The sequence below is a fragment of the Desulfovibrio sp. 1214_IL3152 genome, assembly GCF_036763055.1.
In the GTDB taxonomy this organism is placed as follows: domain Bacteria; phylum Desulfobacterota; class Desulfovibrionia; order Desulfovibrionales; family Desulfovibrionaceae; genus Desulfovibrio.
In genome coordinates, this window is sequence record NZ_JBAIYW010000266.1 from 1 (window position 1) to 1,474 (window position 1,474).

Genomic DNA, 1,474 nt, shown 5'->3' on the forward strand with positions numbered 1-1,474 from the left:
GTGACGACGCGCGGGGCGAATTGCGGCCCCTCGACCGGGAATGCATCAAGGTGGCAGGGCTTGGCGGGCAGGCCCACCCCTGGCGTTGCCGTTTCTATCGTGACGGATCGGGCTGCGCCATCTATGCGCACCGCCCGGCCCAGTGTTCGGCCCTGTTCTGCATGAATACGGAGTCGCTGGAGCAACTGCTGGTTCGTGAACCGCTGCTTGACCGCGCAAGAACTCTGGAGTCGCTGGCCGCCCTGGAGCAGATACCGGGCTTTCAGGACATGCCCGATGGTCCCCGTGCCTTTCTGCCTGACCTTGTGGCTGCCCACGAAGAGCAAAATCCTGTGGCTCCTGTGCTTGAAGCCGCGGCGCGGCTCGGTTTTGCGCCCAAGGGCGCACACAGGGGAGACGGTGCGGATGCCGGAGTGGAAGAAGGCGAGCGCCAAAGCCTGATTGACGACATCAGCAAGGCAGTGCGCACAGAGTCGGCCTTTCGCGCTCTGTGTGTGGAGCGCGCGGGTGTGCCTGCGGCCATGCTGCCGTTCCTTCTGGGGCGGCCCATGTCCGATCTGCTGTCCGAGGTGGGCTTGCGCCCGGCGGGCGCAACGTCTTAGACAGTGTCGTCACGAGATGGATTTCCTTGGTATATCAAGGAGAACGAGCCTTTTATGCAGGGAGTGTACTCTTATGGTACTCGACCGGAATAAAAGGCGAAGTTCGACGCAGAGATGCCGGGAAAGGCTTTCGTGACGACACTGTCCAGGGCAACTTCTCTTTGAAATTGCCCTGGCGGATGCGGGAGCAGACGCCCGCCGCGGAGGCGTAAGTGCAGTTTATCTGCGCGGTTAAACGCCGGAGCGGGCGTCTTGGAAGTATTGCGAACAGATATTCTCAATGCGAAGATGCTATAGGACAGATTCACTGCCACAGGCTGTCGGCGGCTCGCGGACACGGTTTGTGCGCTTTTGTGGCGCAGTCGTCGTGCCATGCCAAGGGCCTGGGCAGGTTTTTGGGGCTGTGGCTCTCGGTTGACAGAAGGCCGTGACGGCCCTACCTTACATAAATTATAATATTCACAGCCCGCGCCACGGGCCAAACGAAGGAAGCATCATGCCATTGTGCAGCATTGAGGAAGCCGTTGCCGACATTAAACAGGGCAAAATGGTCATTCTTGTGGACGACGAAGGCCGGGAGAATGAGGGCGACCTGACCATGGCCGCGGAATTTGTCACCCCCGAGGCCATCAATTTTATGGCTAAATATGGGCGGGGGCTGATCTGCCTGCCCATGTCGCCGGAAATGATCGACCGGCTTGACCTGCCCCTTATGACGCAGCGCAACGGTTCGCGTTTCGGCACCAACTTCACCATTTCCATTGAAGCCCGCGACGGCGTTACCACGGGCATTTCCGCAGCGGACCGCGCCACCACCATTCTGGCGGCCGTTGCCGACGATGTGCGCCCCGACGACCTTGTGACGCCGGGGC

Annotated in this window: 1 protein-coding gene and 1 pseudogene; both read left to right on the forward strand. The window is 60.7% G+C overall.

Annotated features, from left to right (window positions below; translation table 11 throughout):
• Positions 1 to 602: pseudogene (locus tag V6C07_RS05740) on the forward strand (hypothetical protein); the annotation flags it as partial.
• A gap of 496 nt (positions 603 to 1,098) precedes the next feature.
• Positions 1,099 to 1,474 (forward strand): 3,4-dihydroxy-2-butanone-4-phosphate synthase (locus V6C07_RS05745; RefSeq protein WP_333535406.1); only part of this gene is annotated, 376 nt, incomplete at its 3' end.